Here is a 25,052-nt window from a genome sequence, read left to right as displayed (position 1 = left end):
GTGACCGCGCGCCGCGCGGCCGTTCTTGTCGTGCTCACGCAGGCATGGTGAGTGATGCCGGATCGTCGGGGCAACAGAGTTTTCGCCATCGGAGAACGCCCGGGAAAGTCCTTGGAAACACGGGGCCGGACCGGATGACCGCCCGGGAACGCCCCGGTTCGCCCCCTTGTGCCGAGCGGCAGGAGCGTCTTGGGTGGGACGAGTGATCCCGGCCCGGGCCGCCGAAGAGCCCGGACCGGTGGCATGGTGGAATCTCAGGAGGATCCCGACATGTCCGATTCGGTAAGTGGCTGTACCCGGCCACGCACGTCCATGTCCGAAGCCGAGGTCGAGGCGCTGGTGCGCGGCATCTGCTTCAAGACCGGCCCGCCGCGCCGCCTCGGTGTCGAGGTGGAATGGCTCGTCCACGAGTTGCGCGCACCGCAGCTCCCCGTCACACCCGAACGACTCGAAGCGGCCTACAAGGCACTGCGGCCGCTGCCTCTGAGGTCGGCGCTCACCGTGGAACCCGGCGGCCAGCTGGAGCTGAGCTCGCCCCCCGCCGCCTCGCTGACGGAAGTCATCGCCACCGTCTCCGCCGACCTCGACGCCGTCCGCGCGGTTCTGCGCGACGACGGCCTCGCCCTCGTCGGCCTCGGCCAGGATCCCTGGCACGAACCCCGCAGGTTCCTGCGCGAACCGCGCTACGATGCCATGGAGGCGTGCCTGGACCGCACGGGCCCCGCCGGCCGCGCCATGATGTGCACCTCCGCCTCCGTGCAGGTGTGCCTGGACGCCGGTCACGAGGAGCCCGGGCCGCTCGGCCTGGTGCGGCGCTGGTGGCTGGCCCACCATCTGGGCCCGGTCCTGGTGGCCGCGTTCGCCAACTCGCCGCTCGCCGGGCACCGTCCCACCGGCTGGCTGTCCACCCGGCAGCTGACGTGGACCCGGATCGGCGCCGGACGGGCGGGCGGACCGCGGCTGGACGCCGACCCGCGCGGCGCCTGGGCCCGGCACGTGCTGGACTCCCCCGTGATGTGCGTACGGCGGGACGGCGGGCCCTGGGACGTCCCCGAGGGCCTCACCTTCCGGGACTGGATCCGCACGGGCGCGCCCCGGCCGCCCACCCGGGAGGATCTCGACTACCACGTCACGACGCTGTTCCCGCCGGTCAGGCCGCGCGGCCACCTCGAACTGCGCATGATCGACGCGCAGCCCGGGGACGACGGCTGGATCGTGCCGCTCGCCGTGACGGCGGCGCTGTTCGACGACCCGGAGGCCACCGAGACCGCCTACCGGGCCGTGAAACCACTGGCCGAGCGGACCCTGGGGCTGCCCGCGCCGCACAACCCGCTGTGGCTCGACGCGGCCCGCGGCGGGCTGTCCGACGCCGAACTGCGCGAGGTGGCCGTCACGTGCTTCACGACCGCACTGGACGCCCTGCCCCGGCTCGGCGCCGCCCCCGAGGTCATCGAGGCCGTCACGGCCCATCTCGACCGCTATGTCGTCCTGGGCCGCTGCCCCGCCGATGACCTGCTCGACCGCCAGCGCGGCACGGACGGCCGCGCCCACGGGAAGGACTTCCGCCCATGACCGACACCGAGCCCGCCGTCGACGCCCGGGACGTCGACCCCGAGGTGCTCCGCGAGCGGGCGGTCGCCTCACTGATCGTGGCCCGTGACCGCACCACGCTGCTGACGAGCTGCGTGGAGGATCCCGACCTGACAGCGCAGCACTCGCCGCTGATGTCGCCCCTGGTGTGGGACCTCGCGCACATCGGCAACCAGGAGGAGCAGTGGCTGCTGCGGGCCGTCGCCGGGCACGAGGCGCTACGCCCCGAGATAGACGGCCTCTACGACGCCTTCGAACACCCGCGTGCCGAGCGGCCGAAGCTGCCCCTGCTGTCGCCCGCCGAGGCCCGCACCTACGCGGCCGACGTACGCGGAAGGGCACTGGACGTGCTGGAGCGGCACACCTTCCACGGAACGCGGCTGACGGAGGCCGGGTTCGCCTTCGGGATGATCGCGCAGCACGAACAGCAGCATGACGAGACCATGCTGATCACCCATCAGCTGCGCACGGGCCCGCAGGCCCTGACCGCCCCGGACCCGGAGCCGGTGCCGCTGTTCACCGGCCCGGCCGAAGTCCTCGTCCCCGGCGGGCCGTTCACCATGGGAACCTCCGGTGAGCCGTGGGCGCTGGACAACGAACGCCCCGCGCACCGGCGGGAGGTGGCGCCCTTCCGCATCGACACCACCCCGGTGACGAACGGCGCCTACCGGGCGTTCATCGAGGACGGCGGCTACGACGACCCCCGCTGGTGGGCGCCCGAGGGCTGGGCGCACATCCGCAGGCACGGCATCGACGCCCCGCTGTTCTGGCGGCGCGACGGAAAGCAGTTCCTCAGGCGCCGGTTCGGCGTCACCGAGGTCGTCCCGCCGGACGAGCCGGTGCTGCACGTGTGCTGGTACGAGGCCGACGCCTACGCCCGCTGGGCGGGGCGCCGGCTGCCCACGGAGGCCGAGTGGGAGAAGGCGGCCCGGCACGACCCGGCCGGCGACCGCTCGATGCGCTACCCGTGGGGCGACGAGGACCCGGGGCCCGAGCACGCCAACCTCGGCCAGCGGCACCTGCGTCCGGCCCCGGCCGGGAGCTACCCGGCCGGCGAGTCGCCGCTCGGCGTTCGGCAGTTGATCGGCGACGTGTGGGAGTGGACGTCGAGCGACTTCCTGCCCTACCCGGGGTTCAGGGCGTTCCCGTACAAGGAGTACTCGGAGGTCTTCTTCGGGTCCGACCACAAGGTGCTGCGCGGCGGTTCGTTCGCGGTGGACGCGGTGGCCTGCCGGGGCACCTTCCGCAACTGGGACTACCCGATCCGGCGGCAGATCTTCGCCGGCTTCCGCACGGCCCGTTCGGAGGACGCCTGATGTGCCGTCATGTGGCGTACGTGGGGCCCGCGGAACCGCTGGGCCGGCTCCTCGTGGAGCCCCCGCACGGGCTGTACCGGCAGTCGTGGGCGCCCCGGCACCAGAGGTACGGGACGGTCAACGCCGACGGTTTCGGCGTCGGCTGGTACGCCGAGGGCGACCCGGTGCCCGCCCGCTACCGCCGGGCCGGGCCCGTCTGGGCGGACCTGTCGTTCGCCGACCTCGCCCGGGTCGTGACGTCCACCGCGCTGCTCGCCGCCGTGCGGGACGCGACCCTCTCGGGCGCCGACGCGGAGGCCGCCGCGGCCCCGTTCGCGGCGGGGACCTGGCTGTTCAGCCACAACGGGGCGGTGAAGGGCTGGCCCGGCTCGCTCGCCACGGTGTCCCGGACGCTGCCGCACGAGGACCTGCTGTCACTGGAGGCCCGCAACGACTCCGCGCTCGTCTGGGCGCTGGTGCTGGCGCGGCTGCGCAGCGGCGACGAGGAGAGCCAGGCGATGGCCGACACGGTCCTGGAGGTCGCCGCCGCGGCGCCCGGTTCCCGGCTCAACCTCCTCCTCACCAACGGCGACACGATCACCGCCACCGCCTGGGGCGACACCCTGTGGTACCTCACCCGGCCCGGCGGCGGCACCGTCGTGGCCTCCGAGCCCTACGACGACGATCCGCACTGGCGGGAGGTCCCTGACCGCACTCTGCTCGCGGCGAGCCGCACCGACGTGCTGCTCACGCCGCTCAAGGAGCCGGCCGACGCCGCCGTGTCCTCCCCATCGCCGAAGGAGCCCCGTACGTGAGCCCGTTCCACGTCACCCGCACCCTGCCCGAGGACGCCACGGACGCCGCGCTGCGCGCCGACGTCCACCGGGGTCTGACCGGACGCCCCAAGACCCTGCCGCCGAAGTGGTTCTACGACGCGCACGGCAGCGACCTGTTCGAGAAGATCACGGAACTGCCGGAGTACTACCCGACGCGTGCGGAGCGGGAGATCCTCCTCGCGCGCGCCGGCGACATCGCCGCGGCGACCCGGGCGCGGACCCTGGTCGAGCTCGGCTCCGGCTCCTCGGAGAAGACCCGGCACCTGATCGACGCCCTCACGGACCTGCGCACCTACGTCCCGGTCGACGTCAGCGGGAGTGCCCTCAGCCAGGCCGGGCAGGCGCTCGCCGCCGAGCGGCCCGGGCTGGACGTGCACGCCCTGATCGCCGACTTCACCGGGGAACTGACCCTGCCGGACACGCAGGGGCCCCGGCTGGTGGCGTTCCTCGGCGGCACGATCGGCAACCTGTTGCCCGCCGAACGCGCCGCGTTCCTGGCGTCCGTGCGTGCCCTGCTCGCTCCGGGCGACGCCCTGCTGCTGGGGACGGACCTGGTCAAGGACGAGGAGGTGCTGGTCCGGGCGTACGACGACGGGGCCGGGGTGACGGCCGCGTTCAACAAGAACGTCCTGACCGTGATCAACCGCGAGTTGGGCGCCGACTTCGATCCCGCCGCGTTCGACCATGTGGCGCTGTGGGACGCCGGGCACGAGTGGATCGAGATGCGGCTGCGCTCCCGTACGGCGCAGACGGTGAAGGTGCCGGCGCTCGGCCTCGCCGTCGACTTCGCGGCGGGCGAGGAGATGCGCACCGAGGTGTCGGCGAAGTTCCGGCAGGAGGGCGTACGCACCGAACTGTCGGCGGCGGGGCTGGAGCTGGCCCACTGGTGGACGGACGACGCGGGCCGCTTCGCGCTGTCGCTGAGCGTGGCGCGCTGACCCCCGCCGGCCCCGGAGCGGTGGCACCGGCGGGAGGCGACGTCTCGCGCTTCGCCGCCGCTTGGGGCACGGTGGAATGACGCGTGACACTCCCGTCACAGGAACGTCATGGGAAGAGGAGCAGCGGCATGTCGAACCACACCTACCGGGTCACGGAGATCGTCGGCACCTCACCGGACGGCGTCGACCAGGCCATCCGCAACGGCATCGACCGGGCCTCGCAGACGCTGCGCAACCTGGACTGGTTCGAGGTGACGCAGGTGCGCGGCCAGTTGGAGGACGGGCAGATCGCGCACTGGCAGGTGGGGCTGAAGGTGGGCTTCCGCCTCGACGAGTCGGAGTAGTGCTCAGGTCCGCCCCTCGCGCTCCTGCGCCGCCTTCAGCTCGGCGGACCGGGTCACCCAGTCGGCCCGTACGACGGTGAATCCGGCGCGCCGGGCGTCCGCGCAGACCAGCTCGTCGTCGTCCACGAGGACGCGGACCTCGCGGGTGCGGGCGAGCCGTCGCAGGATCTCCAGCTTGGTGAACCGGGCGGGACGCCGGTCGGCGTCCCGCCGCATGTGTACGCGCCCTTCGGGCAGCCCCTGGGCGGCGAGCCAGTCCAGCGTGTCGCGCCGGCAGCGCTCGGGCCGCCCGGTGAGGTAGACGATCTCGCACTCCCGCGCGCTCTCCCGGACCAGGGCGATGCCCTCAGGGACCGGCGGGTCCTGGGGCGCGGCCGAGAAGAACCCGTCCCAGTCCTTCGGCCTGCGTTCCAGGAACCGCTGCCGGTGCGTGGTGTCGGCGAGGGTGTTGTCCAGGTCGAACACGGCCAGCGGGGCCTTGCTGCGGTCGTCGCTCACGCCGCCCAGCGTAAGGGGTCCCCGCGCTGTGCGCATGTGAGACAACACGCATGAACAAGCCATGTAAGCGGGTCTGTTCACCCTCACAGTTGATGGCTCAAGGACAGCACTGACATACTCCGCTCTCAGCCTCGCCACCACCCGCGGCCGAGGCTGGTCGGGGAACTCCACACAGAACCCCGAGGCCGTCCGCGTGAATCCGAGCAGGGCGTTTTCCGGATTCACGCCCCCCCCACAGAGCCCGCACCCCCACCGCGCGTCCGGCACCCCTTCCCCCTGCCCGAAAACCGGACGCGTCCACTGACCCGACGGGGTCGAGTGCGGGGCACGATGCAGCGAAGAAGGTGCGCCTGTGCCCGAATATCCACCACGGCGGGATGACACTCCCACATTCCCGCTTCCGCACATCGAACAAACTCCGCCGTCTCGCATATCCGACCATCCCGAATTTCACTCTCTGCGTCGGGCGCAGCGCCGGTTCGGCATCCGCGCGACGGTCCTGTCCGTCGGTGGATTCCTGCTGTACGTACTGCTGTCGAGTTTTGTGCCCGCGGTGATGAACCAGCCGCTGTTCGGCCGCCTCACGGTCGGACTCAGCCTCGGTCTCGGGCAGTTCGTCATCATGGGCGTGACCGCGTGGTGCTATGTCCGGCACATGCGCACCCGGGTCGATCCGCTCGCCCGCGGCCTGAAGTCCCGGCTGCACGAGACCGGGAGCCGCCGCGCCCGGACGACGGCGCCACCCCAGGGGGCCGGGCAGCCGCTCCGGCCCGGCGCGAGGGGGTTCCGCACGTGGTGAGCGCCGCCGCCATCGACGACAGCAGCTTGCAGCTGACGTTCGTCCTGTTCCTGACCGTGGTCGTGATCACTCTGTTCATGGCGCTGCTGACGGCTCCTCAGCGCGATGAGATCAGCGAGTTCTACCTCGGCAACCGCGCCATGTCGCCGCTGCGCAACGGCCTCGCCATGTGCGGCGACTACCTGTCCGCCGCCACGCTGCTGGGCAGCACCGGGCTGGTCGCCCTGACCGGCTATGACGGGCTGATGTACCTCGGCGGGACCACCGTCGCCTGGATGATGGTGCTGCTGCTGATCGCCGAACCCCTGCACCGCACGGGCAGGTTCACGCTCGGCGACACGGTGGCGCTGCGCCTGCCGCGGCAGCAGCGGCCGGTCCGGGTCGCGCTGGCGGTCTGCATCCTGGCCATCGCCACGCTGTACCTGGTGGCCCAACTCGTCGGCAGTGTGGCCCTGCTGACCCAGTTCACCGGTGTGCCCAGCGGCAGCACCCGTACCCTGTGCGTGGTGGTGATCGGCGCCTTCGTGATCCTGTACGCCTCCCTCGGCGGCATGCCCGGCGCGACGGTCATCCAGATCATCAAGGCCGTGATGCTGGTGGTGGGCGTGCTGTTCACCGCGGGCTGGGTGCTGCACCACTTCGACTGGAACCCCAACGCGCTGCTGGAGAGGGCGTCCCAGCGCAGCGGTTCGGGTCTGAGCTTCCTCGAACCAGGGCTGCGCTACGGCGGCACCGTCAGCAACAAGCTGGACTTCCTCAGTCTCGAACTGGCCATCGTGCTCGGCCTCGCCGCCCTGCCGCACGTGCTGATGCGGCTGCTCACCCCGCGCAACAGCGGCGTGCTGCGCTCCTCCGTGCTGTGGGCCGTCGGCCTGGTCGGCGCCGTCTGCTTCGGAGCCGGCATCATGGGGCTCGGCGCCACCGCGCTGCTCGGCCGGGAGACCATCGAGAGCACGGACCGCACCGGCAACGCCTCCGTCCTGCTGCTCGCCCACGAGCTGGGCGGCAGTGTCCTGACCGCGCTGCTGACCTGTCTGGCGTACCTGACGCTGCTGGCCGTGGCGGTCGGTCTCACCCTGGCCGCGGCTTCCTCCCTGGCGCACGACCTGTACAGCGAGGTGATCCGCAAGGGCCGGGCGACCGAGACGGAGGAGCTGACCGTCGCCCGGCTGTCCGGGGCGGTCATCGGGGTTCTCGGCATTCTGCTGGCCCTCGTCGCCTGGGGGGCGAACACCGCGACGCTCGCCTTCCTGGCCTTCGCCATCGCCGCGTCCGCGATCCTGCCGACGATCATCTACACCCTCTTCTGGCGGCGCTTCAGCGCGAAGGGCGCCCTGCTGAGCCTCTACGGCGGTCTGCTCTGCTCCGTCCTGCTGGCCGCGTTCTCCCCGGTCGTCTCCTCGGCCCCGGGCTCGTTCTACCCCGAGGCCGACTTCGCCTGGTTCCCGCTCCAGAACCCCGGCATCGTCTCGATCCCGGTGGGCTTCCTCCTGGGCTGGCTCGGCACCGTGCTGGACAAGGGGCCGGCCGAAGAGCCCTCCGCCCACGAGAAGTTCGAGGTGCGGATGCTCGTGGGCGCGGACGACTGACCCGCACCCCGGGACAGCGGCGGCCGGGCGCTGGGACGCACATTGTTAATGGGATCCATTTTCATGTAGCGTCCTCGGTGCCCGTCCACCGAGGAGGAGTCCCATGGCCGTCCCGAAGCGGAAGATGTCCCGCAGCAACACCCGTCACCGCCGCGCCCAGTGGAAGGCGGCCACGCCGACCCTGGTCCCCGTCACCGTCGACGGCGTGCGTCACCTCGTCCCGCAGAACCTGGTGAGGGCCTACGAGCGCGGCCTGCTACGCCCCGACGGCTGAGCTCGCCGTCTGGGCCCAGAAGTGCTCCCGGACCCGGCGCAGCCAGGCTTCCACCGGCGCCTCGTCGGGCTCGTCCGGCAGCGCCGTGGGCCCTGCGCCGAAGGCCTCCTCGTAGTGCCGGAGCAGGGGCAGGGCCTCCGACGGGTCGGCGGCGACGCGCTCGCCGAAGGCGTGGTACTCGTCCGGGTTCTCGACGCGGATCGTCAGCCGCCCGGTGGTGTACAGCTCCAGGCCCTGCGCGCACAGCCGTTTCAGATGCCGGGCGTGCTTCGCGGTCCGCTTGCGGGTGTCGGCGGAGAACGAACCGTCGCCGCGTGCCTCCAGCCGCCGGAACTGCTGCGTGGCGTATCCGAGGTAGGCGTCCCTGACCCGCTTGGCGCTCAGGAACGCGGTACGGATGCCGATGAGCTCGTCGCCGAGCGGGGTGCGCACCTCGTACAGGTCGTCGGGGAGCCACACCAGCTCCATCGCGGTCGGGTTGCCGCCCAGCGCCAGCCGGCACCACTTGGCCGCCTCGTGCAGGGTGCGGTCCGGCGCCGTGCTGACGTGTGACTCCTTCGGCATGCGCAGACCGTGCAGCTCGTCGGTGGGCACGGCGAACAGGCCGAGGCGGTCGATGTCCGAACCCGGGCGGGCGAGACCGTATGCGGTCGATCCCACGATGCCGGAGAGCAGGATGTTGGGGACGGTCACGGTCGGCCGCCTTTCGCTTCTGGATACCGGCACATTGTGCTGACGTGCCGGGACGCGGTCACGCGGTTTTCCGGCGGTGGTTCCCTAGGGGCGATGGAATACCGGCGGCCCCGCCGGGCGTAGAACCTGGTATGGATCCCGTGCGCCTGTCCGTCCTCGACCGCTCCCGCACTCGCGAGGGGCACACCCACCCCGAGGCGCTGCGCGACACCGTGCGGCTGGCGCAAGAGCTGGAGCGGCTCGGCTACCACCGGCTCTGGGTCTCGGAGCATCACGGTGTGCCCGGGGTGGCCGGTTCCGCGCCGACCGTGCTGGCCGCCGCCGTCGCGGGCGCCACCCGGACGATCCGGGTCGGCACCGGCGGGGTGATGCTGCCCAACCACCGGCCGCTGGTCGTGGCCGAGCAGTTCGGGGTGCTGGAGTCGCTGTTCCCCGGTCGGATCGACATGGGCCTCGGCCGGTCGGTCGGCTTCACGGACGGCGTGCGCCGGGCCCTGGGCCGCGACAAGGGTGACGCCGAGGACTTCGAGGCCCAGCTCGCGGAGCTGCTCGGCTGGTTCCGGGGCACCTCCCCCACCGGGGTGCGCGCCCGCCCCGCCGAGGGTCTGACCGTGCCACCGTTCGTCCTGGCCATGGGCGCGGGCGCCGGCATCGCCGCCCGCGCGGGCCTGCCCATGGTCATCGGCGACCTCAGGAACCGGGAGAAGATGCGGCGCGGCATCGACCACTACCGCGACCGTTTCCGCCCCTCCGTCTGGGCACCGGAGCCCTACGTCGTCATCTCGGGCACGATCGCCGTGGCCGGCACCCCCGAGGAGGCCCGGCGGCTGCTGATCCCCGAGGCCTGGTCGATGGCCCACTCCCGCACCCGCGGCACCTTCCCGCCGCTGCCGCCCGCCGAGCGCGTGGAGGCCCTCACGATGACCGGCAAGGAGCGGGACTTCTACGAGTCGGGCCTGACCGGTCACATCGCCGGGACCGAGGAGCAGGTGGCGCACGAACTGGCGACGGTGGTGAAGGAGACGGGCGCCCAGGAGGTCCTGGTCACGACCAGCACGTACGACCGTGAGGCCCTGCTGGACTCCTACACGCGGCTGGCCGCGATCGCCTCCGGTTAGATCCGGTTAGAGTCGTCTCCCATGCACGACCGCGACCCCCGTGACCCGTTCGTCCGTGTCCGCGGAGCCCGCGAGCACAACCTCCGGGGCATCGACGTCGACATCCCCCGGGACGTGCTGGCCGTGTTCACCGGCGTGTCCGGCTCGGGGAAGTCGTCGCTGGCGTTCGGCACGATCTACGCGGAGGCGCAGCGCCGCTACTTCGAGTCGGTCGCGCCGTACGCGCGCCGGCTGATCCACCAGGTCGGCGCGCCGAAGGTCGGGGAGATCACCGGTCTGCCGCCGGCCGTGTCGCTCCAGCAGCGCCGTGCCGCCCCGACCTCGCGCTCCTCCGTCGGCACGGTCACCAACCTCTCCAACTCCCTGCGGATGCTGTTCTCCCGGGCCGGCACCCATCCGCCGGGTGCTGAGCGGCTGGACTCCGACGCCTTCTCACCCAATACGGCGGTGGGGGCCTGCCCGGCGTGCCACGGGCTCGGGCAGGTGCACCGTACGAGCGAGGAGCTGCTGGTCCCCGACCCCTCGCTGTCGGTCCGCGACGGGGCGATCGCCGCGTGGCCGGGCGCCTGGCAGGGCAAGAACCTCCGGGACATCCTCGACGCGCTCGGACACGACGTGGACCGGCCGTGGCGGGAGCTGCCCGCCCGCGAGCGGGAGTGGATCCTGTTCACGGACGAGCAGCCGGTGGTCACGGTGCATCCGGTACGGGACGCCGACCGCATCCAACGGCCCTACCAGGGCACGTACATGAGCGCCCACCGGTACGTGATGAAGACGTTCTCGGACTCCAAGAGCCCGGCCCTGCGGGCGAGGGCCGAGCGGTTCCTCACCAGTGCGCCCTGCCCGGCGTGCGGCGGCAGCCGGCTGCGTCCCGAGGCCCTGGCGGTGACGTTCGGCGGCCGGACCATCGCCGAGCTGGCCGCGGTGCCGCTGACGGAGCTGGCCGCCGGTCTCGACGGGACCTCGGAGGCCGCCCGGGTCCTCACCGACGACCTGCGGTCCCGGATCGCGCCGGTCGTCGAGCTGGGCCTCGGCTACCTCAGCCTCGACCGGCCCGCTCCCACCCTCTCCCCGGGCGAGCTGCAACGCCTGCGCCTCGCCACCCAGCTGCGCTCCGGTCTCTTCGGGGTGGTCTACGTCCTCGACGAGCCGTCGGCCGGACTGCACCCGGCGGACACCGAGGCGCTGCTCACGGTGCTGGATCGGCTGAAGACGTCCGGGAACTCGGTGTTCGTGGTGGAGCACCACCTCGACGTCATGCGGGGCGCCGACTGGCTGGTCGACGTGGGGCCGGCAGCGGGCGAACACGGCGGGCGCGTGCTGCACAGCGGCCCCGTGGCCGGGCTGGCGGGGGTCGCGGAATCGGCGACGGCCCGCTACCTCTTCCATGACTCCCCCGCCCCGGCCCGGGACGTGCGCGAGGCGACCGGGTGGCTGAAGACCGGCCCGGTCACCCGGCACAACCTGCGCGGTGTGACAGCGGAGTTCCCGCTCGGCGTGTTCACCGCGGTGACCGGGGTGTCCGGCTCCGGCAAGTCCACGCTCATCGGCGAGATCACGCAGGACTCGGCCGGCGTGGGCCGGCTGGTCTCGGTCGACCAGAAGCCGATCGGCCGCACGCCGCGCTCGAACCTCGCCACGTACACGGGCCTCTTCGACGTCGTACGCAAGGTGTTCGCGGCCACCGACGGGGCCCGCGAACGCGGTTTCGGCGTAGGGCGGTTCTCCTTCAACGTGGCGGGCGGGCGCTGCGAGACCTGCCAGGGCGAGGGGTTCGTCAGCGTGGAGCTGCTGTTCCTGCCCAGCACGTACGCGCCCTGCCCGGACTGCGGCGGGGCCCGCTACAACCCGTCGACGCTGGAGGTGACGTACCGGGGGCGGAACATCGCGCAGGTGCTGGATCTGACGGTGGAGAGCGCGGCGGAGTTCTTCGCGGACACCCCGGCCGTGGCCCGCAGCCTTGCCGCCCTGCTCGACGTCGGCCTTGGTTACCTCCGCCTCGGCCAGCCCGCGACCGAGCTCTCCGGCGGCGAGGCCCAGCGCATCAAGCTGGCGAGCGAACTGCAGCGCGGCCGGCGCGGCCACACGCTCTACCTCCTCGACGAACCCACGACCGGCCTCCACCCGGCCGATGTGGACGTCCTGATGCGCCAGTTGCACGGCCTCGTCGACGCCGGGCACACCGTGGTCGTCGTCGAGCACGACATGTCCGTCGTCGCACGCGCGGACTGGGTGATCGACCTCGGCCCCGGCGGCGGCGACGCGGGCGGCCACATCGTGGCGGCGGGCCCACCGCGAGAGATCGCCCGGTCCCGGACGAGCCGCACGGCCCCCTACCTGGCACGCACGCTGTCCGACAGCCGCTGAGACACATCCGGTGGGACGGGCGGGGGCGTGGCGGGCAGCGCGCGGGGACGCGCCCGCGGCAGGCACTGCGGGCGCCCGGCCTCGGGGGACGCAGCGCGCCGGGCCGCCGCTTCCGGCGTCACGCCCCGGCGACCGACTGCCGCCATCCGCGTGGAGGCATCTTCGTCCGGCTACCGGGGCGCGTCTCGGGCCGGGGGGCCCGCAGCCGGGGCATTCAGCGGCGGGCGGACGGGACGCGCCGGGTTCGCTGCCGGGCCACAGCCCAACCGGCGCGCACCTACGCCACCAACACCGTGCGCGCCGGTACGCAGCGCACCAGTACGCACCCGCAGCCGCCCCTGCCGACGTCCCGCCCCGGCGGTCGACTGCCGCCGACCCGCAAACGCGCCCCGTGCGGCGGCCGGGCCGCGCCACGGGCCCGACGGCCCGCATCGTCCCGAACGCGTTGCGCAGCCGGACCGAGCCCGCGGGCGGGGCCGGACACGCCGCGTTCGATGCCGGGTCGCCGCCCGGCCGGGGCGCGTCTACGCGACCAGCACCGTGTGCGTCCACGTCGGCGCCGTCGTGTCCGGGGGCTGGGCCGCGCGGGCGAGGGTGCGGCGGTCGGGGCCGGCGCCCGGTGGGAGGGGGGCGCGGACCTCGACCTCCGCGATCAGGCCGTGGGCCGTCGCCACCCGCCAAAGAGAGGCGAGCAGCGTGTCGTCGCCGACGTACGCGGGGGCCGTGGTGGCCCTGCCGCCGCTGAGCCGGTAGCCGATCCGCACCGGCTGGACCGGCACCCCGGCGTCCAGGGCCGCCTGGAAGACGGCACGCCGGAAGGTGCCCTGGGCCCGGCCGCACCAAGTGCTGCCCTCGGGGAAGGCCGCGACCGCGGCGCCCTCGCGCAGGGCGCCGGCGATCCGGGCGACCGTGTCGGGCAGGGCCCGCAGCCGGTCCCGGTCGATGAACAGGGTTCCGCCGCGGGCGGCCAGCGCACCGGCGACCGGCCAGTGCCGCACCTCGGTCTTGGCCAGCATCCGGGCGGGTCGGACGGCGGCGAGCAGCGGGATGTCCAGCCAGGAGATGTGGTTGGCGACCAGCAGCAGTCCGCCGGTGGGGGCGGCGGCGCCGGTGATGCGGACCCGGACGCCTGCGGCCCGCACGATCCACCGGCACCACCGCCGGACCAGCGACACCGGTATCCGCCCGCCGAAGGGCGTCAGCGCGATCCCCGCGAGCAGGAGCAGCAGGACCGCGGTGAGCCGCAGCACGGCCCGCGGCACGGTCCGTGCCCGCACGGCCGCCGGCGCCTCGACGCAGCTCTGCGGCGTGCAGGGCGCGGTGGGCAGCCAGGCGCTCATCAGGCCGGTACGAGGGAGAGGAAGTGACGCAGGTACCGGGCGTTGACGCGGCTCATCGGCAGCAGCACGTACAGGTCGGCCACGCCGAAGTCCGGGTCGTGGGCCGGTTCGCCGCACACCCACGCACCCAGCCGGAGGTAGCCCCGCAGCAGGGCGGGCAGTTCGACGCGGGCGGCGGGCGCGGGACCCGGCGTCCACGGCAGCAGCGGCCGCACCCGGAACTCCTCCGGGGAGAGGTGCTTGTCGCGCACCCGGTCCCAGGTGGCGGACGCGAGGGTGCCGCCGTCGGCGAGCGGGACGGAGCAGCAGCCGGCGAGCCATTCGTGGCCGTGGTCGACCATGTAGCGGGCGATGCCGGCCCAGATGAGGCTGATGACAGCACCGTCGCGGTGGTCGGGGTGCACACAGGAGCGGCCGACCTCGACGAGCTGCGGCCGGATCCCGTCGAGCGCGGCCAGGTCGAACTCGCCTTCGGAGTACAGCCGCCCCGCGACCGCGGCGCGCTCGGGCGGCAGCAGCCGGTAGGTGCCGACGACCTGGCCGGTCGTCTCCTCCCGGACGAGCAGGTGGTCGCAGTACGCGTCGAACGCGTCGGCGTCGAGGCCCGGCTGCGGGCCGGCCAGCAGGGCGCCCATCTCCCCGGCGAAGACGTCGTGCCGCAGGCGCTGGGCGGCACGCACGTCCTCCTCGTTCCGGGCGAGGGCGACGGTGTAGCGGGTGGGGGCCGTGGGCTGCGCGGGGCGGTCGACGGTCAGTACGCCGGTCATGGCTCTCTCCTGGTCACGGGCCGGTTCGGCGAGGCGGGGCGGGGCGCTGAGCGGTGTCGTACAGGTCCTGCGCCTCTGTTCTTCCGATGCCGACTGACCTGCGCGTGTCATGTGCAGAGAGAGCGGGTGTGGGGTTGTTGAACGGCTCGCGCCCGCGGAGGCGGCCCACGAGCAGGTGCTCAGCACGTCGTTCCTGGTGCGACGCGTCGACGAACAGCGCTTCCGGCAGGCCGTGGCCGCGCAGGCACACGACGTCGGGACAGACTGGCGCTCGGCGTGACCGGTCCGCTGCCGTGCTACAGCTTCGTGACCGCGCCGCGCACCCACGCCCTGGACCTCGGTCCCGAGCGGTCACGAACGATTTGGCGGCCCTGGTACTGACCGTGTCCTGGCCGATCCGGGCCCGTGACGGATAGGCGCGAGACGGGGCCGGAGAGCACCACTCCCGGCCCCGCCCGTCCGCACCTGCCGGCGAACGTTCACTGCAACCCCCTGGGGGCGCGGGGAACTGCGCGATCGACCACGACGCATCCGCAGCCGCCGCAGCACCGAAGCCCCTGCGGCGCTACCGCTTGGCCCTCCGCGCGGCTCGCAGCCACTCCTTGTTCATGTTCGTGATGGACATCAACGGGATGCCCTTCGGGCAGGCGGTGGCGCACTCGCCCGCGAGCGTGCACCCGCCGAACCCCTCCTCGTCCATCTGCTCCACCATGTCCAGCACCCGCGTCTCCCGCTCGGGCGCCCCCTGCGGCAGCACGTTGAGGTGGTTGATCTTGGCGGACGTGAACAGCATCGCCGCCCCGTTCGGGCAGGCCGCCACGCACGCCCCGCACCCGATGCACTCGGCGTGCTCGAAGGCGAGGTCGGCGTCCGGCTTCGGCACCGGCGTGGCGTGCGCCTCGGGAGCCGCCCCCGTCGGCGCGGTGATGTACCCGCCGGCCTGGATGATCCGGTCGAAGGCCGACCGGTCCACGACGAGATCCTTGATCACCGGGAACGCCGACGCCCGCCACGGCTCGACGTCGATCGTGTCGCCGTCCTGGAACGACCGCATGTGCAGCTGGCAGGTCGTCGTGCGCTCGGGACCGTGCGCGTCGCCGTTGATGACGAGCGAGCACGCGCCGCAGATGCCTTCGCGGCAGTCGTGGTCGAAGGCGACCGGGTCGTCGCCCTTGACGATGAGTTCCTCGTTGAGCGTGTCGAGCATCTCCAGGAACGACATGTCGGGCGAGATGCCGTCCACCTCGTACGTGGACATCGTGCCGTCGGCGTCGGCGTTCTGCTGCCGCCAGACGCGCAGGGTGAGCTTCATGCGTAGCTCCGCTGAGTGGGGTGGACGTACTCGAAGACCAGGTCTTCCTTGTGCAGCACCGGAGCTTCGCCCGTGCCGGTGAACTCCCAGGCGGCGGCGTACGCGAACCGCTCGTCGTCGCGGGCGGCCTCGCCGTCGGGCGTCTGGGACTCCTCGCGGAAGTGGCCGCCGCAGGACTCCTCACGGTGGAGCGCGTCGAGACACATCAGCTCGGCGAGCTCCAGGTAGTCGACGATGCGGTTGGCCTTCTCCAGCGACTGGTTGAATTCCTCGCCGGTGCCGGGCACCTTGATGCGCCGCCAGAACTCCTCGCGGATCTGCGGGATGCGTTCCAGCGCCTTGCGCAGCCCGGCGTCGGTGCGGGCCATGCCGCAGAACTCCCACATGAGTTCGCCGACCTCGCGGTGAAAGGAGTCGGGGGTGCGGTCGCCGTCGACGGACAGCAGCAGGTTGAGGCGGTCCTGGGTGCCGGCCAGTACCTCCTGCACCTCGGGGTGTTCGTCGGTCACCGTGTCGTGGTGCGGGTTGCGGGCCAGGTAGTCGTTGATGGTCGAGGGGAGGACGAAGTAGCCGTCCGCGAGTCCCTGCATCAGCGCGGAGGCGCCGAGGCGGTTGGCACCGTGGTCGGAGAAGTTGGCCTCGCCGACCGCGAACAGCCCGGGGATGGTGGTCTGGAGGTCGTAGTCGACCCACAGGCCGCCCATCGTGTAGTGCACGGCGGGGTAGATCCGCATCGGCACCTCGTACGGATCCTCGTCGGTGATCCGCTGGTACATGTCGAAGAGGTTGCCGTACTTGGCCTCGACGGCCCCCCGGCCCATGCGTTCGATGGCGTCGGCGAAGTCGAGGTAGACGCCCTGGCCGCCGGGGCCCACTCCCCTGCCCTCGTCGCACACGTTCTTCGCGGCGCGCGAGGCGATGTCCCGCGGGACGAGATTGCCGAAGGAGGGGTAGATGCGCTCCAGGTAGTAGTCGCGCTCGTCCTCGGGGATGTCGTTCGGGGGCCGCCGGTCGCCCTTGGCCTTCGGCACCCAGATGCGGCCGTCGTTGCGCAGCGACTCGCTCATCAGCGTCAGCTTGGACTGGTGGTCGCCGGTGCGCGGGATGCAGGTGGGGTGGATCTGGGTGAAGCAGGGGTTGGCGAACAGGGCGCCGCGCCGGTGGGCCCGCCAGATGGCGGTGGCGTTGGAGTTCATGGCGTTGGTCGACAGGTAGAAGACGTTGCCGTAGCCGCCGGAGGCGAGGACGACGGCGTCCGCGAAGTACGTGTCGATGCGCCCGGTGACGAGGTCCCGTGCCACGATGCCGCGTGCCCGCCCGTCGACGACGATCAGGTCGAGCATCTCGGTGCGCGGGTGCATCTCGACGTTCCCGGCGGCGATCTGCCGGCTGAGGGCCTGGTAGGCGCCCAGGAGGAGCTGCTGGCCCGTCTGGCCGCGGGCGTAGAACGTGCGCGACACCTGCACCCCGCCGAACGACCGGGTGTCGAGCAGGCCGCCGTACTCGCGGGCGAAGGGCACGCCCTGGGCCACGCACTGGTCGATGATCTCGACGGAGATCTGCGCGAGCCGGTGCACGTTGGACTCGCGGGCCCGGAAGTCGCCGCCCTTGACCGTGTCGTAGAACAGGCGGTGGACGGAGTCGCCGTCGTTGCGGTAGTTCTTCGCGGCGTTGATGCCGCCCTGCGCGGCGATGGAGTGGGCGCGGCGGGGTGAGTCCTGGTAGCAGAACTGCACGACGTGGTAGCCCTGTTCGGCGAGCGTGGCCCCGGCGGAGCCGCCGGCGAGGCCGGTGCCGACGACGATCACGGTGTGCTTGCGCCGGTTGGCGGGGTTGACCAGCTTGGCCTCGAAGCGCCGCTTGTCCCAGCGCTCGTTGACCGGCCCGGCGGGGGCCTTGGTGTCGGCGACCGGTTCCCCGGTCGTGTAGTCGGCGTAGGAAGTCATGTTCAGCTCACCACTCCGGTCATGACGCCCACGGGTACGGCGATGAAGCCGGCCGTGAGCAGCAGCGCGAGGACGTCGGCGAAGGTCTTGAGGAAGCGGTCGCGGGTGCGGCTGCCCACACCGAGGGTCTGGGCCGCGCTCCAGAAGCCGTGCCGGATGTGCAGGCCGAGGGCGAGCATCGCGACGATGTAGATGACGTTGCCGTACCAGGTGGAGAAGGTGTCCACGACGTTCTGGTACGGGTGGCCCTCCTGGAAGCCGCCGGTGTGCACGGTGCCGGTCGTCAGGTCGAGGATGTGCCAGACGATGAACAGGCCGAGGATGATGCCGCCCCACCGCATGGTGCGCGTGGCGTAGGAGGCCCGGGCCTTCTTGTGGACGTACTTGCTCGGCCGTGCCCTGATGTCGCGCCGGCTGAGCTGGTACGCCGAGGTGGCGTGCGCGACGACGGCGACGACCAGCACGATCCGGACGAGCCAGAGCGTCCACTCGTAGTGCATGAACGGCTCCCCGACGGTGCGCAGCCAGTGCGCGTAGTGGTTGAACTCGCCCGCCCCGAAGAAGATCTTCAGGTTTCCGATCATATGGACGACCAGGTACAGCAGCATGATCAGACCACTGACCGCCATCACGGTCTTCTTGCCGACGGTGGAGTCCCACACGGTGCGTGCGAAGGACGGCCGTCGGTCCGTCCGCGTTGCCAGAGCCATGCGCAGCACGCTACGGACGTGCGGCCGATCGGTCCAAGACATGGTCCGGCTTGATTCCATAGGCTGGAGCTATCGTAGGAGTATGCAGTTCCAGCAGCTCCAGTACTTCGTGGCCGTCGCCGAGACCCGGCACTTCACCCGGGCCGCCGATCTGGTCCATGTCGCGCAGCCGTCGCTGTCGCAGCAGATCAAGGCGCTGGAGCGGGAGTTGGGAGCGGACCTCTTCCTGCGCGCCCGCGGCAACATCACGCTCACGGACGCCGGGGAGGCGCTCCTCCCGCTGGCCCGGCGGATCCTGGCCGACGCGGACACGGCGCGGCACGAGGTGCAGGAGCTGGCGCAGTTGCGCAGCGGCCGGGTGCGGCTGGGGGCGACGCCGAGTGTGTGTACAGGACTGCTGCCGGATGTGCTGCGGGCCTTTCACGACCGCTATCCGGGAATCCGCCTGCTGATCGAGGAGGGCGGGTCGCACGACCTGGTGCGGGAGCTGGCACGCGGCGCGCTGGATCTGGCCCTGGTCGTGCTGCCGCTGCCGACGCCGGCGCCGGCGCTGACCACGGTGGAGCTGCTGCGGGAGGATCTGGTCGTGGTCTCGTCTCCGGACGCGCCGAGGCCCGGCCAGGGGCGGCGTACGGTGCGCGTCTCCGACCTGGAGGGTGAGCGGCTGGTGATGTTCCGGCACGGGTACGACCTGCGGGAGCTGACCGTGGCCGCCTGCCGTGCCGAGGGGTTCGAGCCCGACTTCGCCGTGGAGGGCGGGGAAATGGACGCGGTGCTGGGTTTCGTGCGGGCCGGGCTGGGGGTGGCCGTGGTGCCGCGGATGGTGGCGGCGAGGTCCGGGCGCGGGCTGCGGGTCACTCCGCTGGCCCGGCCCGGACTGCATCGCGTGATCGCGCTGGCGCATCGCAGTGATGTGGCGCCGCCTCGGGCCGCCCGGGAGCTGCAGCGGATGCTGCAGCGGATGCTGCTGGAGCGGTGACACGGCCCGTCCCTGTGGAGGATCCGGCACCCGCCGCCCCACGCCCGAGATCCCACTCCGCGGCGCCTTGCCGCAGAGGCCGCTGCTACCCCGCCGGGAGACGGCCGGCGGCCGGCCGGTGGGAGGACGCCAGGAGCAGGAGTTCATCGACGGGCCACTGGTCGTATACGTGCTCACCGTACTTGGCCGCGAGGATCCGGCCGTCGGTGCCGATCAGGAAGTCGGCGGGCAGGCCGAGCCTGCCGCCGGCCTGACGGGTCGCAGGGAGCCGCTCGCGGCCGCGGAGGACCTCCCGTCCGCCGCGCAGCACCGCCCGGACGACCGGCCCCCATGCGCGCGGGCTGAGCAGCGCCCGGGGAGCCGACTCGACGCCGAACTCGGCGTACAGCCGCTTGCCGGGATCGGCGACGACCGCGAAGGGCAGGTCGGCGGTATGCCGGAGCAGTTCCTCGGCGGGCGAGTGGAAGACCACGACCTCACGGACGCCTGCGGCCTCGATCTCCGCGTGCCTGCGGACCACCGACCGCAGGTGCAGATGACACACGGGACATCCGGCGAACCGCCGGAACTGGAGGTGGACCAGGCGGTCGGGGTCGGGGACGCCGACCGGGCCGCCCGAGACGGTGTCGATCCGGCGGCCGGTGACGGTGGAGCCGGGCCGTAACGGCCGGGCGGGCCTGCGCATCAGCATGGGCGCTTCCGCTGTCCATGCGCTCGGTCGCGAAAGAACTCGGCATGAGCACCATGGCGCTGTACCGGTACGTCGACGACCGCGCAGAGCTGGAAAGGCTGGTCGTCGACCTCGTGCTCGAAACGGTGGACACGGAAGCGCCCGGCCCGGGAGGCCACTGGCACGACCGCATCGAGGTGCTGGTGCGGCGGCTGCGGGACGCCATGGCGGCCCATCCGGAGGTCGTGCCCCTGACCGTCGCCCATCGGCACCGCTCGCTCGTCGGGCTGCGCTGGTCGGAGTCCGTGCTCGGCGTGCTCGCGGAGGCCGGATTCGACGGCGCCCAGCGCGTGGTCGCACTGCGGGGCCTGCTCGGCTACGTCATCGGCGCGATCCAGCTGGAGCAGCTCGGGCCCCTGTCCGGCGAGGGCACGGTCGCCATCACCGAGCTGCCCCCCGACGCCTTCCCCTACATGACCGAGACCGCCCGGGACGCCCGGAAGGTCAGTGCCGACGGGGAGTTTCTGGGCGGTCTCGCGCTGCTGCTGCGCGGGCTGGGGGCCTGACCCGGCCGCGCGCAGCGGCCGGGGGCGTCAGCCCGTCGCGTCCACCAAAGCCAGTTCGTGGAGCCTGTCCGGGGGGCCCGGGCGGGCGTAGTACCAGCCCTGGGCCGTGTCGCAGCCGAGTATGCGCAGCTGTTCGGCCTGGGCACCCGTCTCCACGCCCTCCACCGTCACCGCCAGGTCCAGGCTGTGGGCCAGGGAGACGATCCCCTCGACGATCTTGAGGTCGACGGGGTCGGCCGGGAACTGCTGCATGCTCTGGGTGAAGGACCGGTCCAGCTTCAGGATGCTGACGGGCAGCCGGCGCAGGTTGGCGAGGTTGGAGTAGCCCGTTCCGAAGTCGTCCAGGGCGATGTCGACGCCCATCTCCGCCAGCCGCCGCAGCGGCTTGAGCAGGTCGTCGTCCGCGCCGATCAGCGCCGACTCCGTGACCTCCAGGCACAGCGCGTCGGGCGCGACGCCCGTGCGCTCCAGGATGTCGACCGTGTCCTGGACCAGACCGGGATGCGTCAGCTGGCACGGCGAGAGATTGACGTTGATCCGCAGCGGCCCCATCGCCTCGGCGCCGCCGTGCAGTTCCCGCCACTCGCGGGCCTGACGCACCGACTGCTCCAGCACCCAACGGCCCAGCGGCACGATCAGGCCCGTGTGCTCCGCGAGCGGGATGAAGCGGTCCGGCCCGAGCACGCCGTGCTGCGGATGCAGCCAGCGCACCAGGGCCTCGGCGCCCCGGACGCTGCCGTCGCCGAGGTGGACCAGCGGCTGGTACTCGATGAAGAACTCGCCGCGTTCCAGCGCCGTCGGGAGCGCCGTGGTCAGCCCGTGCCGGGTGATGGCCCGGGCGTCCGCCTCCGGGTCGGCGAGCTCGAAGCGGTTGCCCCCCGCCGACTTGGCCCGGTACATGGTGATGTCGGCGCTGCGCAGCACCTCCGCCGGGCTGCGTTCCCCGGCCGGGCCCTCGACGATGCCGATGCTGCCGCGCACGGTCAGCTCCCGGCCGTCGACGCTGATCGGCGCGAGCAGCGCGTTCATGATGCGCCCGGCGAGCTCGTCGACGTCACCCTGGGTGTCGGGGCCGGTGGTCAGCGCCACGAACTCGTCGCCGCCGAGCCGGGCGACCATCTCGCCGGGCGCGGTGGCGCAGGACTGCAGCCGGTCGGCGACCTCCACCAGCAGCCGGTCGCCGGCGGCGTGGCCGAGGCTGTCGTTGATGGTCTTGAAACCGTCGAGGTCCAGGTAGCACAGCCCGAACCGCTGGCCTTCCCCGGCGCCCAGTGCCTTCTCCAGACGCTCGAAGAAGAACGTGCGGTTGGGCAGGCCGGTCAGGGCGTCGTGCGTGGCCTCGTAGCGCAGCCGCAGATTGAGCAGCCGCCGCTCGGTGGTGTCCTCCATGAGGGCAAGCTGGTACTGGGGTTCACCGTCGGCGTCCCGCAGCAGGGAGACCGTCAGATTGGTCCACAGGACGGTTCCGTCGGGGCGGTAGAACGCCTTCTCCAGGTGGTAGTGCTCCCGGTCGCCCCGCACGAGTTCGTCGTAGAGCCGCCAGGTCTGCGGAGCGTCGTCGGGGTGGGTCCACTCGCGGACGTTGCGGCTGCGCAGCGTCTGGTCGGACACCCCGAACATGCGCAGCAGCGCGCCGTTGACCTGCAGTATGTTGCCGTCGAGGTCGGCCATGCCGATGCCTATGGCCGCGCCCTCGAACACGGCCCGAAAGCGCGCCTCGCTGGCGTGCAGAGCCTGGGCCACCACACCCTGCGCCTGGAGGGCGGCCTGTGCGATGGCCTCTTGCTCTGCCAGGGTCCGCTCGCGCAGCGCCCGGGCGAAGCCGGCGGCCATGGCGTGCTGGAGCCGCGCGCACCGGGCCCGCAGGTCCTCCTGGTCCCCGCCGTCGCCGCAGTACAGGACCAGGTACGCGTCGACGCAGTCCAGGGTGCGGCTGAGCGCCTCCGGGTCGGTGCAGTGCGCGTCCACGAGGGCGGCGCCGACGGCCCTGCCCGCGTCGGAGTCGAAGGCCCGGGCCAGCAGTGCCTCGCTCAGCCGCCGGGCCAGGGGCAGCAGGTGCGCCTCGAACTCGGTGCGGGTCGACGACGTCGAAGTCACCGGGAAGACGGCCCGGCTCCAGATCGTCGCGAATCTGCGCAGTCTGTCCTCCGGCCCGTCCGGTTCCGCGGTCACGCGGTACGCCCCACGCCCGCGAACCCGGAGAACGCGTAGGGATCCTCGTCCTCCGGTGCGGTGTCGGGGCGCCAGCGCGGCATCGCCACCAGTCCGGGTTCCACCATGTCGTACCCCTCGAAGAACCGCGCGATCTCGTCGCGCGAACGCATGATCAGCGGGTTGCGGATGTCCTCGTACACGTCCACCGCACCCCCGGCCCGCTCCGGCGGCAGCGGGATCCCCTCGTAGGAGGCGTGGGTGAGCACGAGCAGGCTGCCGGGCGCGAGCGCCTCGCGCAGTTCCGCCACGGCCCCGTACGGGTCGTCCTCGTCTTCCACGAAGTGCAGTATGGCAACGAGGAGCAGCGCCACTGGCTGATTCAGGTCGATCAGCCGCTCCACCTCGGGACTGCGCAGGATTTCCTGGGGCTTGCGCAGATCCGCGGCGACGACGCCCGCGTCGTCGTTGGCCTCCAGTACCGCCTGGCTGTGCGCCACGGCCACCGGGTCGTGGTCGACGTACACCACGCGCGCGCCGGGGCGGGCGGCCTGCGCCACCTCGTGCACATTGCCGAAGGTGGGGATCCCGGAGCCGATGTCCAGGAACTGGGTGACGCCCTGGCCGGCCGCGTAGCGCACGGCGCGGCGCATGAACGCACGGTTCGCCTGCATGATCTTGGGGAGCCCCGGCATGAACTCCATGGCCCTGCGGGCCGCTTCGCGGTCGACCTCGAAGTTGTGCGATCCGCCCAGGTAGTAGTCGTACATCCGGGAGACGCTGGGCACCGATATGTCGATGCTCCGTGGGGCCCAGGCGGGACGCTCCATCTATCTCTCCAAGGCGTAGGCGATCCGGTGTTCGAGCAGAGGCTACTGATCGCCCGCCAATGGAGCGACCTGAAACGGAAATTGACCATCCGTTCCCGGTCACTGCCTGCGGCACGTGCCGAATTGATACCCCTCCGCATGCCCCTCGAACATATGACGAACAGTGTTCGAGGCATTCCGGAGGGTTCCGCCCCGGAAGGGTAAAGGTGTTGGCAATTCGATGACTTCAGGTGAAGAACGGCAAAACGGTCCGCCCCTCCGTGGGTCACGGAGGGGCGGACCGGGTCTGCGCTTCGGTTGGACGAGCTGATCAACCCTGGGGAGGTTTCTCCACTACTCCGACGCGCCGACCAGCTTTCCGTCGGGCCGGACGGCGAACCAGGTGCCGCCGACGCCCTGGCCGTTGGTGTCGCCCGGGGCCTTGTCGTTGGCGAAGGTGTAGATGGGCGAGCAGTTGATCGTCTGCTGCTTGCCCTTGCCGTCGGTCCGGTCGAAGATCATGTAGCCCTTCTTCTGGATGCCCTTGGTGTCGGCGAAGTCGACGGGCTCCACGAGCGGCCACTTCTCGAGGCACTCACCGGTGCAGTTGGAGACCGGCTTGGGCCAGGCCTCGTCCTTCTTGAACCGGTAGACGGTCATGCCGTTCTTGTCGACGACGATCTCGCCGAGCTTGGGGTCGTTGCGGGTGGACAGCCCGGCCTGGACCGCTTCGCCGCCGCCCTCCGCACCGCCCTCCGCACCGCCCTGCGCCTTCTTGCCGTCGGGGGCGAGCGCGTACCACTTGCCGCCCACCCCCTGGCCCTTGACGTCACCGGCGTTGACGTCCTTGGCGTAGCGGTAGGCGGGCCAGCCGCCGACCGTGAGCTGCTTGGTGCCGTCGGCCCGGGTGACGGAGCCGAGCAGCGCCTTGTCGATGCCCTCGCCGGCCTCGGCGTCGTCCGCGGGCACCGGCGGCCAGGTCTTGGCGCAGTCGCCGTCGCAGTTCGACTTGGGCGGCTGCTCGGTGTCCTGGTCGAACCGGTACAGGGTGAGTCCGAGGCTGTCGGTGACCACCTTGCCGACCTTCTCGGCGGTGGAGACGGACAGCTTGCCGGCGGGGTTGGACGGGCTGGAGGCACTGGGCGCGGCCGGCTGACCGGTCGCGGCGCCGCCCGCAGCGCCCGCGGTACCCGAGCCGATGCTGCCGTAGTCCCCGGGCGCGGCCGTGGCGCCCACGTTCTGGCTGGCCGCCGGTGGGCTGTCCTGACCGCACGCCGTCGTCAGCGCCAGGACCGCCGCGGCGCTCGCCACGAGTGAGGCGCTCCGCCAGGAGGTCTTCATCGTCAACTCCCCATAATCGCAAGGGTGTTGCAGCGCCCTGCTGCGCCGCCGCACGGTCATGAGTACGCACGGGGGCAGCGCTTGTGTTCAACCGTCGGCCAAATTTCTTTCCCGAATCTC

Annotated in this window: 23 protein-coding genes; 12 read left to right on the top strand and 11 right to left on the bottom strand. The window is 72.1% G+C overall.

What is annotated here, in order from left to right; genetic code table 11:
* The first annotated feature begins 270 nt into the window (after positions 1 to 270).
* The 5 genes from egtA to OO68_RS10355 all read left to right on the top strand — a co-directional run bounded on the left by egtA (position 271) and on the right by OO68_RS10355 (position 5,003).
* The gene (gene egtA, locus OO68_RS10375) at positions 271 to 1,572 is read left to right on the top strand and encodes an ergothioneine biosynthesis glutamate--cysteine ligase EgtA (protein WP_033307914.1); all 1,302 of its coding nucleotides are present in this window, start codon (positions 271 to 273) and stop codon (positions 1,570 to 1,572) included.
* Positions 1,569 to 2,906, top strand: coding sequence for an ergothioneine biosynthesis protein EgtB (gene egtB, locus OO68_RS10370; protein ID WP_033307913.1), 1,338 nt, complete (start codon positions 1,569 to 1,571; stop codon positions 2,904 to 2,906). Before egtA ends, egtB begins: the two co-directional genes overlap by 4 nt.
* On the top strand, positions 2,906 to 3,700 hold the full coding sequence (gene egtC, locus OO68_RS10365) for an ergothioneine biosynthesis protein EgtC (protein WP_033307912.1): 795 nt from the start codon (positions 2,906 to 2,908) through the stop codon (positions 3,698 to 3,700). The genes egtB and egtC overlap by 1 nt, the downstream gene beginning before the upstream one ends.
* Positions 3,697 to 4,659 carry an L-histidine N(alpha)-methyltransferase gene (gene egtD, locus OO68_RS10360; protein WP_033307911.1) on the top strand — a complete coding sequence of 321 codons (963 nt, stop codon included), beginning with the start codon at positions 3,697 to 3,699 and terminating at the stop codon, positions 4,657 to 4,659. Before egtC ends, egtD begins: the two co-directional genes overlap by 4 nt.
* Positions 4,660 to 4,787: 128 nt before the next feature.
* Entirely contained in the window at positions 4,788 to 5,003 is a 216-nt protein-coding gene (locus tag OO68_RS10355; protein ID WP_033307910.1) for a dodecin, read from the top strand.
* Positions 5,004 to 5,006: 3 nt separating this feature from the next.
* On the opposite strand, the gene OO68_RS10350 is transcribed toward OO68_RS10355, so the two are convergent.
* Positions 5,007 to 5,537 (bottom strand): phosphatase domain-containing protein, encoded by a 531-nt coding sequence (locus OO68_RS10350; RefSeq protein ID WP_051814572.1) that lies wholly within the window; start codon positions 5,535 to 5,537, stop codon positions 5,007 to 5,009.
* Between the two features lie 316 nt (positions 5,538 to 5,853).
* Between OO68_RS10350 and OO68_RS10345 the strand changes: the two genes are divergently transcribed.
* From OO68_RS10345 to rpmF, 3 genes are all read left to right on the top strand, one after another.
* Positions 5,854 to 6,300, top strand: a complete 447-nt coding sequence (locus tag OO68_RS10345; RefSeq protein WP_033307908.1) for a DUF485 domain-containing protein — start codon at positions 5,854 to 5,856, stop codon at positions 6,298 to 6,300.
* Positions 6,294 to 7,889 carry a sodium/solute symporter gene (locus OO68_RS10340; protein WP_033307907.1) on the top strand — a complete coding sequence of 532 codons (1,596 nt, stop codon included), beginning with the start codon at positions 6,294 to 6,296 and terminating at the stop codon, positions 7,887 to 7,889. Before OO68_RS10345 ends, OO68_RS10340 begins: the two co-directional genes overlap by 7 nt.
* 103 nt (positions 7,890 to 7,992) lie before the next feature.
* Positions 7,993 to 8,163 (top strand): 50S ribosomal protein L32, encoded by a 171-nt coding sequence (gene rpmF / locus OO68_RS10335; protein ID WP_031108795.1) that lies wholly within the window; start codon positions 7,993 to 7,995, stop codon positions 8,161 to 8,163.
* Here rpmF and OO68_RS10330 read toward each other — a convergent pair.
* On the bottom strand, positions 8,146 to 8,856 hold the full coding sequence (locus OO68_RS10330) for a nucleotidyltransferase domain-containing protein (RefSeq protein WP_033307906.1): 711 nt from the start codon (positions 8,854 to 8,856) through the stop codon (positions 8,146 to 8,148). The genes rpmF and OO68_RS10330 overlap by 18 nt on opposite strands.
* 131 nt (positions 8,857 to 8,987) lie before the next feature.
* Between OO68_RS10330 and OO68_RS10325 the strand changes: the two genes are divergently transcribed.
* Both OO68_RS10325 and OO68_RS10320 read left to right on the top strand, forming a co-directional pair.
* The gene (locus OO68_RS10325) at positions 8,988 to 9,974 is read left to right on the top strand and encodes an LLM class flavin-dependent oxidoreductase (RefSeq protein ID WP_033307905.1); all 987 of its coding nucleotides are present in this window, start codon (positions 8,988 to 8,990) and stop codon (positions 9,972 to 9,974) included.
* Positions 9,975 to 9,995: 21 nt separating this feature from the next.
* Positions 9,996 to 12,341: an ATP-binding cassette domain-containing protein gene (locus OO68_RS10320; protein WP_033307904.1), complete on the top strand. Its 2,346-nt coding sequence runs from the start codon at positions 9,996 to 9,998 to the stop codon at positions 12,339 to 12,341.
* Between the two features lie 524 nt (positions 12,342 to 12,865).
* On the opposite strand, the gene OO68_RS10315 is transcribed toward OO68_RS10320, so the two are convergent.
* The 5 genes from OO68_RS10315 to OO68_RS10295 form a co-directional block, all read right to left on the bottom strand.
* Positions 12,866 to 13,681, bottom strand: a complete 816-nt coding sequence (locus OO68_RS10315) for a lysophospholipid acyltransferase family protein (RefSeq protein WP_033307903.1) — start codon at positions 13,679 to 13,681, stop codon at positions 12,866 to 12,868.
* On the bottom strand, positions 13,681 to 14,448 hold the full coding sequence (locus tag OO68_RS10310; protein ID WP_033307902.1) for a GNAT family N-acetyltransferase: 768 nt from the start codon (positions 14,446 to 14,448) through the stop codon (positions 13,681 to 13,683). The genes OO68_RS10315 and OO68_RS10310 overlap by 1 nt, the downstream gene beginning before the upstream one ends.
* 565 nt (positions 14,449 to 15,013) lie before the next feature.
* On the bottom strand, positions 15,014 to 15,760 hold the full coding sequence (locus tag OO68_RS10305) for a succinate dehydrogenase/fumarate reductase iron-sulfur subunit (protein ID WP_033307901.1): 747 nt from the start codon (positions 15,758 to 15,760) through the stop codon (positions 15,014 to 15,016).
* The gene (locus tag OO68_RS10300) at positions 15,757 to 17,706 is read right to left on the bottom strand and encodes a fumarate reductase/succinate dehydrogenase flavoprotein subunit (RefSeq protein ID WP_033307900.1); all 1,950 of its coding nucleotides are present in this window, start codon (positions 17,704 to 17,706) and stop codon (positions 15,757 to 15,759) included. Before OO68_RS10300 ends, OO68_RS10305 begins: the two co-directional genes overlap by 4 nt.
* Before the next feature lie 2 nt (positions 17,707 to 17,708).
* Entirely contained in the window at positions 17,709 to 18,416 is a 708-nt protein-coding gene (locus OO68_RS10295) for a succinate dehydrogenase (RefSeq protein WP_051814584.1), read from the bottom strand.
* An 82-nt stretch (positions 18,417 to 18,498) separates the two neighbouring features.
* Here OO68_RS10295 and OO68_RS10290 point away from each other — a divergent pair, with 82 nt between their 5' ends.
* Positions 18,499 to 19,395, top strand: a complete 897-nt coding sequence (locus OO68_RS10290) for a LysR family transcriptional regulator (protein WP_033307899.1) — start codon at positions 18,499 to 18,501, stop codon at positions 19,393 to 19,395.
* An 85-nt stretch (positions 19,396 to 19,480) separates the two neighbouring features.
* Here OO68_RS10290 and OO68_RS10285 read toward each other — a convergent pair whose 3' ends face one another.
* The gene (locus OO68_RS10285; RefSeq protein WP_245236940.1) at positions 19,481 to 20,086 is read right to left on the bottom strand and encodes a peroxiredoxin-like family protein; all 606 of its coding nucleotides are present in this window, start codon (positions 20,084 to 20,086) and stop codon (positions 19,481 to 19,483) included.
* Between the two features lie 44 nt (positions 20,087 to 20,130).
* Between OO68_RS10285 and OO68_RS10280 the strand changes: the two genes are divergently transcribed.
* Positions 20,131 to 20,631 (top strand): TetR/AcrR family transcriptional regulator C-terminal domain-containing protein, encoded by a 501-nt coding sequence (locus OO68_RS10280; protein ID WP_329503678.1) that lies wholly within the window; start codon positions 20,131 to 20,133, stop codon positions 20,629 to 20,631.
* Between the two features lie 27 nt (positions 20,632 to 20,658).
* On the opposite strand, the gene OO68_RS10275 is transcribed toward OO68_RS10280, so the two are convergent.
* The 3 genes from OO68_RS10275 to OO68_RS10265 form a co-directional block, all read right to left on the bottom strand.
* Positions 20,659 to 22,803 (bottom strand): putative bifunctional diguanylate cyclase/phosphodiesterase, encoded by a 2,145-nt coding sequence (locus tag OO68_RS10275; protein WP_033307898.1) that lies wholly within the window; start codon positions 22,801 to 22,803, stop codon positions 20,659 to 20,661.
* Positions 22,800 to 23,612, bottom strand: a complete 813-nt coding sequence (locus tag OO68_RS10270; RefSeq protein ID WP_033307897.1) for an SAM-dependent methyltransferase — start codon at positions 23,610 to 23,612, stop codon at positions 22,800 to 22,802. Before OO68_RS10270 ends, OO68_RS10275 begins: the two co-directional genes overlap by 4 nt.
* A gap of 333 nt (positions 23,613 to 23,945) precedes the next feature.
* The gene (locus OO68_RS10265; RefSeq protein WP_033307896.1) at positions 23,946 to 24,932 is read right to left on the bottom strand and encodes an SCO0930 family lipoprotein; all 987 of its coding nucleotides are present in this window, start codon (positions 24,930 to 24,932) and stop codon (positions 23,946 to 23,948) included.
* Positions 24,933 to 25,052 lie beyond the last annotated feature (120 nt).

This window comes from Streptomyces iakyrus (assembly GCF_000717055.1).
Classification (GTDB): domain Bacteria; phylum Actinomycetota; class Actinomycetes; order Streptomycetales; family Streptomycetaceae; genus Streptomyces; species Streptomyces iakyrus.
The sequence above is the reverse complement of the archived record's forward strand: the minus strand, read 5'-3'. Positions and strand labels throughout refer to the sequence as shown.